Here is an 8,642-nt window from a genome sequence, read left to right on the forward strand (position 1 = left end):
AGCAGGCTTTGTTGTCATCCTGATGCAGGAAGGATCTCACTGGTTGCTGATACCTGAGATCCCTACTGCGTCGGGAGGACAGAAAAGCGGGATGACAAAAATGAATCAAAGAGAAATTAAAACTTAAACGCCAGATCCAGCCCCAGCAGGTTATTCTTTGATACCAGTCCGCTGCCCCTGGCCACGTCGACCAGGCCCCGCTGGTAACTCAGGCCGAGGTTCAGGGCGTTGGTGTTGTTTAGCTTGTACTGAATACCGGCTCCCACCAGCATTCCCAGATCGGCAAATCCGTATTGCCGGCGCTTACCGCTGCTCTCGGCGTATTTAAATAACCCGTCGGTAGCCTCGTTCTGGGCTTTCTCGCTTAGTTTAACGTCGGCTATCCCTCCGCATTGCACGTACAGCCGCATGGCCGGGGCAATGTTGTTGGCAAACATCTTTACCGAAATCGGTACCTGTACATATTGCAGATTGTAAACCGACTGCTGTACCGGGGCACTGGGGTCCCAGCGGGGCTGGCCAAAAGAGCCCGGCATGACATAACCCGACCGTTTGATGGTGTACCACAGCCCTGTGCTGAACGAATATCGATTCTTGTAGAAGAAGTAATCCAGTGAGGGTCCTACACTAAGCCGCACCCCGGCACCGTTGTCGGTAAAGCGCTCGTAGGTGCTCCCCTGACCCTGAACCGTATTGAAGGACACAACGGGCGCTACCCGAAAGCTCATTTCAATCAGGTGAGTCGGCTGAGAATAATCCGGGTACATATCCTCGTCGGACGAAGTGCGATCACTCTTGCCGTATTTGCTCCGTTCATACTCGGCGCGTTCTTTCTCGGCCTGCTTTCTCTTTTTCCGGCCTTTAATGGGCTTTTCGTCGGCAGGAGCAGTGGTGAAGTCGGTGCGGTTGCTGGCTACGGCGAGGGTCGGGGTGTACAGCCGGGGCTGCGTGGCGGTGCGGGATTGGGCATGGATCGGGCCGGTGCCGATTAATGATAAAATCAGGCAGGCGGCTGCAACTTTTTTCATAATTTTGGACGTTTTCAAGAATGAAAACCGGTAAACGAATGAATGACAGGATTTCCCCGATCTGGCTGTTGGTTGGGGGACTAATTTGTATTTTTCTATTGAACTCCTGCGATGAACGCGAAGAGGTAACGCTGCAGCGGCTCGACCAGCAACTCTTTTCCGGCAAATCACGCGATAGCATCCGGGCATTTCTCAATCAGCACCCCGATGTGGCCCGTTTGTACTTTAGCTCGAAAGAGCCCGGAAATGATACAGCTTTGGTGAATGAGCTATATAACCGGATAAACGACCGTGAACTGAACGTATTGTATCAGCAGGTGCAGACTGAGTTTTCGGAAGCCAAAGAACTGGAAAATCAGCTTTCAGAAGCGTTTACCAATATTAAGAAAGAATTTCCGGACTTTCGTATTCCCCGCGTTACCTCTTTAGTGACCGGTTTTATGGGACCCGATTTTGTAGTGTCCGACAGCCTCATCGTTATTGGACTGGACTACTTTGCCGGCCCCGAATCAAAGTACCGTCCGCAGGGTCCCGAGTTCCCTCAATATATCCTCCGTCGCTACCAGAAAGACTACCTGGTACCGGCCATTGTCTTTGCTATTTCCGACCGCTTCAATGCCACCGACCGCAGCGACCAAACCCTGCTGGCCGACATGGTTTATTACGGAAAAGGCTTTGTTTTTACGAAGGCTATGCTGCCCGAAGTCGCCGACAGTCTTATAATCGGCTATACGGACCAGCAACTGACGCAAACCTATGCGGCCCAGGATCTGGTGTGGGCGCACTTTATTGACGAACAATTGTTATATCAGACAAGCCCGGCTATTAAGCAGCGCTACACCAACGAGCGGCCCTTTACCGCCGAAATCGGTTCTAAAGCGCCGGGGGCTATCGGGCGGTGGCTGGGCTGGCGTATTGTCGGCAAATACCATGATGAAAACCCATCGGTCAGTATCCGGGAGCTGATGGCGAATACCAACGCCCGCCAGATTTTTCAGGAGTCGGGGTACAAGGGGCAACCGGATGAGGAATAACTTTGGCGTGTGTTAACGATTTATAATGGCTAAACGAGGACGAAGTTCCGGGTCCGATATCGCACCGGAAGACAAGAAACGGGTCAGCAAAGACAGCCTGAAAAAGGCCATGCGGATCTTTCATTTTGTAAAACCCTACCGCACCTACTTCGCGCTGGGTTTTTTATTTCTGATACTGTCAACGGCTACCACGCTTAGTTTTGGTAAGCTCATCGGCGAAATTACCAGTGTGATCGAGGGGCGGTCGCCGTATTCGCTAAACCAGGTGGTCTCCTTTTTTGTGGTTATACTGGTGGTGCAGGCAATTTTCTCTTTTTTCCGAATCTTCTTTTTCGCCCAGGTCAGCGAGCGTTCCATGGCCGATGTGCGCCGGTCCGTATACGGCAAGATCATTACGCTGCCTATCTACTTCTTCGAACAGCGCCGGGTAGGTGAGCTTACCAGCCGGATTTCCTCGGACGTTACCCAGTTGCAGGATGTGCTGTCGATCACACTGGCGGAATTTTTCCGGCAGATTGCCACGCTGACGGTCGGTACGGTCATTATTTTCTACCTGTCCTGGAAGCTGACGCTCTTTATGCTGGCGACATTCCCGGTCATGATCATTGCCGCCATTTTCTTCGGAAACTTCATCCGGAAACTATCCAGAAAAGCCCAGGACGAACTGGCTAATGCCAATGTCGTGGTCGAAGAAACGCTGCAGTCGGTAAACGTGGTGAAGGCCTTTACCAACGAGAGGCTGGAGATCAAACGGTATTCGTCGGCCCTGCAGAAAGTGGTCAATAACTCGTTGAAGGCGGCCAAATTCCGGGGGGTATTTGTGTCATTCATCATCTTCGCTCTCTTCGGCGGAATCATCGGGGTAGTCTGGTACGGTGGTACGCTGGTGCTGACGGGCGAAATGCCGTTCTCCGACCTGCTGACCTTTATCATTTATACAATGTTTATCGGCGGCTCGGTTGGCGGCCTGGGAGATCTGTACGCACAGGTGCAGAAAACCATCGGGGCCTCGGAGCGGATACTGGAGATTCTGGAAGAGCAGCCCGAAGTAGATGTCGTGAGCGAGCCGACTGCGTTGTCGGTGCCGGTAGAGGGCCGGATCGCCTTCCGCAACGTGCGGTTCTCGTATCCGTCGCGGCCCGATATTGAGGTGCTGAAAGGCATCTCGCTGGAGGTAGCCTCGGGCCGGAAGATTGCGCTGGTTGGGCAGAGCGGGGCGGGTAAGTCCACCATCGTGCAGTTGCTGATGCGCTACTATCCGGTAAGTGAGGGTAGCATAACGGTCGATGGCCGCAACATTCAGGACTTCGACGTAACTGACCTGCGACAGAACATCGCTGTAGTGCCTCAGGAGGTAATGCTCTTTGGCGGGAGCATCAAAGAAAACATTGCCTACGGAAAGCCGGGCGCGACGGATGCCGAAATCATGGAAGCCGCCCGCCGGGCCAATGCTCTGGAGTTTATCCGGTCATTTCCGGAAGGTTTTGATACGGTAGTGGGCGAGCGGGGCGTCAAGTTATCGGGTGGTCAGCGGCAGCGCATCGCCATTGCCCGCGCTATCCTGAAAGACCCGGCTATTCTGATCCTCGACGAAGCCACGAGTTCGCTCGATGCCGAGTCGGAGAGGTTGGTGCAGGAGGCCCTGGACGTGCTGATGCAGAACCGGACAACGATCATTATTGCCCACCGGCTGGCCACCATCCGAAAGGTCGATACCATCTATGTCATCCGCGAGGGACAGATCGCCGAATCAGGCACCCACGACGAATTGACGGCCCTCGGGGAGGGATTGTACGCGAATTTGGTTAAATTACAGTTTGAAATAACAGAGTAGAGTTAGTTCTCAGTAGGCAGTGTGCAGTCGGCAGAAGGAACTGCCTACTGAGAACTGCCGACTGCACACTGCCAGCTAAATATGACTGCGATCCAGACATTACGCGATTTCTCGCTGCGGCATACCAACAACCGGGAGGAGGTGCTGGACCTGTTTCTGCAGACCGACCATGCCCTCTCGCACAGCGATATCGAAAACGGCCTCGGCCCCGACCACGACCGCGTTACCATCTACCGGACGCTGAAAACCTTTCTGGAAAAAGGCATCCTCCACAAAGTGCTGGATGACGAAGGCGGCACTAAATATGCCCTTTGCCGTACCACCTGCGCCCAGAACGACCACCACCACGACCACGTTCACTTCAAATGCGAAGAGTGCGGCCAGACCACCTGTCTTGAAGACGTTACCATTCCCGTCCTTAGCCTCCCCAACGGCTACCAGCGCAAAGAAGTAAACCTGCTGGTCCAGGGCGTCTGCTCAGAGTGCAATCAGTAGTGATGCCTGCCAATGTTGCTCGTCCGCGATTGCATCGCGAGACGGGCGAGGTCCGCGTCTGTGACGCGATTTTTTCTACCGCCTTCCTTTAATCAAATTGTTTCCTTCGGAATAAATTACATTTATTATTTAGCACAGTTCATCCCCGCGTTACAAACGCGGACCTCGCCCGTCTCGCGATGCAATCGCGGACGAGCAGCAGATACAATCGCGGACGAACGACGAGCGGAAACCTGTTGCTAATTGCCATAGAATGCGTCTAAACGGATGAAGCTACTGTACATCCGTTCTCATGTCGGCCGACCGTTACCCTATTGTTGATCAAAACGCCCCATACTTCCTCACCATTACCGTCGTAAACTGGATTGACATCTTTATCCGTAAAGAATACAAGCAGATCATCTGTGATTCGCTGAACTATTGCGTTCAGCAAAAGGGTCTGGTGATCTACGCCTGGGTACTGATGAGTAACCACATTCATCTGGTAGCGCGAGTAAAAGAACCCGGCAGCCTGTCATTTGTACTGCGGGATTTCAAGAAGTTTACGTCAAAAGCGCTGATTGTCGCCATTCAGGAGACCGGTGAAAGCCGGCGTGACTGGCTTCTCGACAAATTTGCCTTTGAAGCCCGACGAACCAGCCGGGCCGAAAACTTCAAAGTCTGGCGGGACGACAACCACGCCGTTTCTCTGTTCAGTCCCGGTTTCACTGACCAGAAGGTTGCCTACATTCACGACAATCCCGTCCGGCAGCAGATCGTAACCACGCCCGAAGCTTACCTCTATAGCAGTGCTCTTGACTACTCAGGCAAAAAAGGCCTAGTGCTGGTAGAGGTATTATAAGCCGTGCCGCCCGCTCGTCCGCGATTGTATCGCGAGACGGGCGAGGTGCGCGTCTGTGACGCGCTTTTCTTTTCAGCTAAGCTGAAAGCAGATTGGCTGTGGGCGCTTCATTGCCAGATTGTTTGCGCGTTACAAACGCGCACCTCGCCCGTCTCGCGATACAATCGCGGACGAACGACGGACGAGCTGCAAGCCAACCGCAGCCGAGCAATCATAACTTTTCCGTACTTTGCGCCCCAATCGACATTGCCGTAACAGACACCGCATGACCCCCACCACCCTCTTCCCCCAACGCCAGCAACAATTCGCCCAGCAGCAGCAAGCCGCCCAGCAGCGGTACAACCAGCTCGCCATTACCCGGCTCTTCTGGTTCGTCATGGCCGTGGCTCTCGTCTGGTGGCTGGGCAGCACCGGCCAATCTACCTGGGCGTGGATCGTTGCCGGGGTCGGCCTGACCGGCTTTCTGTATTTGCTCAAAAAGCACCAGACCGTCCGGCGTGAACGGGACTACGCCGGACACCTGCAGTTCATCAACCAGGACGAAGCCGGCCGGCTCGACCGTAAGTATCTGCGCGAGGAAACCGGGGGCCAGTTCAGCAATCCCCTGCATCCTTATACGTCGGATCTGGATGTATTCGGACCACATTCTCTTTTCCGATTACTGAACCGCACGCACACGTATATAGGACAGCGTACCCTGGCGCAGTGGCTTCAGCAACCCGCTCCGCCGGAAACCATCCGCTTCCGGCAGCAGGCCGTGGCCGAACTGGCTCCGCAACTCGACTGGCGGCAGGACTTTGAAGCGGCCGCGTACCTCAATCCCGGTGCTGGTCAGTCGCCGGAGCCACTGCTGGCCTGGGCTACAGAACCGGTAGCACCGCTCCCCGGCTACCTGCACATCGTACGGTGGGTTTTACCTATGGTTACCGTGGGGCTAATTGGTCTGTGGCTGGCTGGTATGGTGCCGGGTGTAGCCGTGCTGGCATCGCTGTTTATTCATGGTCTGGTGCTACGCCAAACGGCCAAACGGGCGCAGGCCGTCAGTGAGCAGACGTTTGAGATGGTGCAGGGGCTGGATACCTTCCGCGACATGTTGCGGCTCATGGAAAGCCGGTCGGCGGAGGCCGTGCAGTGGCGACAACTCCAGCGGGATCTGACCACCGATGGCGAGCCGGCTTCAGCCGCTATCAGCCAGCTACACCGCCTGACCGACAACCTGAATTTCCGCCGGAATATCTACTTTACGCTGTTTTTTGGCGTCATTATGCTCTGGGATATCCACTGCCTGATCAGCCTCGACCGCTGGCGGCAGCGGTACGGTCCACATCTGCCCCAATGGCTTCAGGCTTTGGCCGAGGCCGAAGCCCTCAACAGTCTGGCGGGGCTGACCTTTGCTCATCCTGAGTACACCGTACCCGACATCCGAGACACCGGTGTGGTGCTGGAAGCCCGGCAGGCCGCACACCCGCTGATTAACCCCGCAAAAGCCGTAGCTAATTCGTTAGCGCTGACCGGTTCCGGCCAGACCATCCTGATTACCGGCTCCAATATGTCGGGGAAAAGTACGTTTCTGCGGACGCTGGGCGCTAATGTGGTGCTGGCGCTGGCCGGCTCGGTCGTTTGCGCGGAGGGGTTTGCCTGCTCGCCCCTGCGGGTGTTTACGAGTATGCGCACGCAGGACTCGCTGGAGGAAAGCACCTCGTCTTTTTACGCCGAACTGAAGCGCCTGCAAACGCTCATCCAACTCACCGCCCAGACCGATAGCCTGCCCGTACTGTATTTCCTCGACGAAATCCTGAAAGGCACCAACTCCGCCGACCGCCACCGCGGTGCCGAAGCGCTCATCCGCCAACTGCACCGCACCACCGCATCCGGCTTCGTCTCTACGCACGATCTGGAACTGGGGCAGGTAGGGGAGGAGGTAGACTTTATTACCAACTACCACTTCCAGTCTGACCTCCACAACGGCGAACTCGTTTTCGATTACCGGCTGCGGCCGGGAATATGCCAGAGCTTTAATGCCAGCCAGTTGATGCAGGCCATTGGTATTAGAATAGAATTGAGTCAACAGTAAGGGTTTCTGCTTATATGAAGGCGCTGGATGTTACTGCTTAATTATATGAATAAATTAAAGCATATAGTATACGAAATTGATTAGTGAAATAAAAAACCTTTTTATTGACCGGTAGAATATTAGTAAACGGCTTGGTAGCAGGGATTAAAAGAATATTAAATATTTATTAGACCTAATTAGAGAGTATTCTCCATATTATCTTTGGTGACGATTTTCTGAGCAATAGTCACTAATTACCTAATTAATCTCTTTTTAACGAGTATAGTTGGTAGACTTTGTTCGGTCATATCCTTACTCAGTGTAACTTGTCAACTTACTATATATGGCGGAAAACTACTTTTCACTCCCCACGTTTGCGCTGACCAGGAACCCTGTTCCGGTTGGCCATTTCTGTTCGCTACGGTCGTAGTCGTTTTAATCAACATCCAAATCTGAAACATCGGGCGAAACGCAGTAGCTGCTTTTTGCCTATGCTTATACACCGCAGTGCTTATTCTTAATTCAAACGTTTCACTTAATCAATTAGCTCTATGCTTAAATATTACCAACTAAGGGTCCCATGGCTCTTAACCTTTTTTAAAAAAAATAATAAAGCCATACTAGGTGGCTTTATTATGCTGCTACTAGTATCAATACAGACCGTCAGCTTGGGACAGACTATAACAAATGTTACTGTTACAGGTACACCTGTATGTGCTGGGTCAAGTGTTGGTGTGTCTTTTACTGTGACAAATGGTAATGGGACAAACAGATACTTTAATAGTTCTTCTGCAACGCCCCCTACTTCTTATACAGCAGTATTAATTAGTAGTGCTAACAGTTTTACCACTACCACGACGTTTACTTCAAGTACAGCACCTGCTTCTGGAAACGGTAACACTGCAACAATATTAACATCGGTTGGAATTCCGAATAATGCACCTAGTGGTACATATACAGTTTCTATAAACTCGTCGAGTCCAACAGCGTCATCTATTCCATCAGCAACGTTTACAGTCAATGCTATTCCGACTGTTGCCATTGCGGCATCAACCACAGCATTGAATTGTAATGTTACGAGTGCTACTCTTACAGCTTCAGGAGGAACAAGCTATGTGTGGAGTACAGGAGCTAATTCATCGACAATTGCGGTTAGTCCTACAGCTACAACTACCTATAGTGTAACAGCGACAGGCCCAGGTGGATGTACTGCCGTAGCCAGCCGGCAGATTACATATACACCAGATACGCAGGCTCCGCAGATCACCACCACGGCTGTATCGCTGACTTTGGTGGGCAACTCAGCCACGCTGGCCACATCAGCTATCAACGCTACCGATGCTTGTGGTCCGATAAC

General features: G+C 52.9%; 8 protein-coding genes. 5 read left to right on the forward strand and 3 right to left on the reverse strand.

Features of this window, described 5'->3' with window-relative positions; translation table 11 throughout:
- Nucleotides 1-116: 116 nt before the first annotated feature.
- Nucleotides 117-1,028 (reverse strand): porin family protein, encoded by a 912-nt coding sequence (locus ABD949_RS27730; protein ID WP_345249247.1) that lies wholly within the window; start codon nucleotides 1,026-1,028, stop codon nucleotides 117-119.
- 38 nt (nucleotides 1,029-1,066) lie between these two features.
- Between ABD949_RS27730 and gldB the strand changes: the two genes are divergently transcribed.
- The 5 genes from gldB to ABD949_RS27755 all read left to right on the forward strand — a co-directional run bounded on the left by gldB (nucleotide 1,067) and on the right by ABD949_RS27755 (nucleotide 7,306).
- Nucleotides 1,067-2,062, forward strand: a complete 996-nt coding sequence (gene gldB / locus ABD949_RS27735; protein ID WP_345249249.1) for a gliding motility lipoprotein GldB — start codon at nucleotides 1,067-1,069, stop codon at nucleotides 2,060-2,062.
- Nucleotides 2,063-2,087: 25 nt separating this feature from the next.
- Nucleotides 2,088-3,896 carry an ABC transporter ATP-binding protein gene (locus ABD949_RS27740; protein ID WP_345249251.1) on the forward strand — a complete coding sequence of 603 codons (1,809 nt, stop codon included), beginning with the start codon at nucleotides 2,088-2,090 and terminating at the stop codon, nucleotides 3,894-3,896.
- Between the two features lie 81 nt (nucleotides 3,897-3,977).
- Entirely contained in the window at nucleotides 3,978-4,391 is a 414-nt protein-coding gene (locus tag ABD949_RS27745) for a Fur family transcriptional regulator (protein WP_345249253.1), read from the forward strand.
- A 292-nt stretch (nucleotides 4,392-4,683) separates the two neighbouring features.
- Nucleotides 4,684-5,232 carry an REP-associated tyrosine transposase gene (locus ABD949_RS27750; RefSeq protein ID WP_345249255.1) on the forward strand — a complete coding sequence of 183 codons (549 nt, stop codon included), beginning with the start codon at nucleotides 4,684-4,686 and terminating at the stop codon, nucleotides 5,230-5,232.
- A 265-nt stretch (nucleotides 5,233-5,497) separates the two neighbouring features.
- A complete protein-coding gene (locus ABD949_RS27755) occupies nucleotides 5,498-7,306 on the forward strand; it encodes a MutS-related protein (protein ID WP_345249257.1) in 1,809 nt (602 codons plus the stop codon).
- Nucleotides 7,307-8,093: 787 nt separating this feature from the next.
- Here ABD949_RS27755 and ABD949_RS27760 read toward each other — a convergent pair.
- Nucleotides 8,094-8,342 carry a hypothetical protein gene (locus ABD949_RS27760; RefSeq protein WP_345249259.1) on the reverse strand — a complete coding sequence of 83 codons (249 nt, stop codon included), beginning with the start codon at nucleotides 8,340-8,342 and terminating at the stop codon, nucleotides 8,094-8,096.
- A gap of 117 nt (nucleotides 8,343-8,459) precedes the next feature.
- The coding region (locus ABD949_RS27765) for a hypothetical protein (RefSeq protein WP_345249261.1) at nucleotides 8,460-8,642 on the reverse strand (183 nt) is incomplete at its 5' end.

Origin of the sequence: Nibrella saemangeumensis (assembly GCF_039541915.1) — a bacterium.
GTDB classification, from domain to species: Bacteria; Bacteroidota; Bacteroidia; order Cytophagales; family Spirosomataceae; genus Nibrella; species Nibrella saemangeumensis.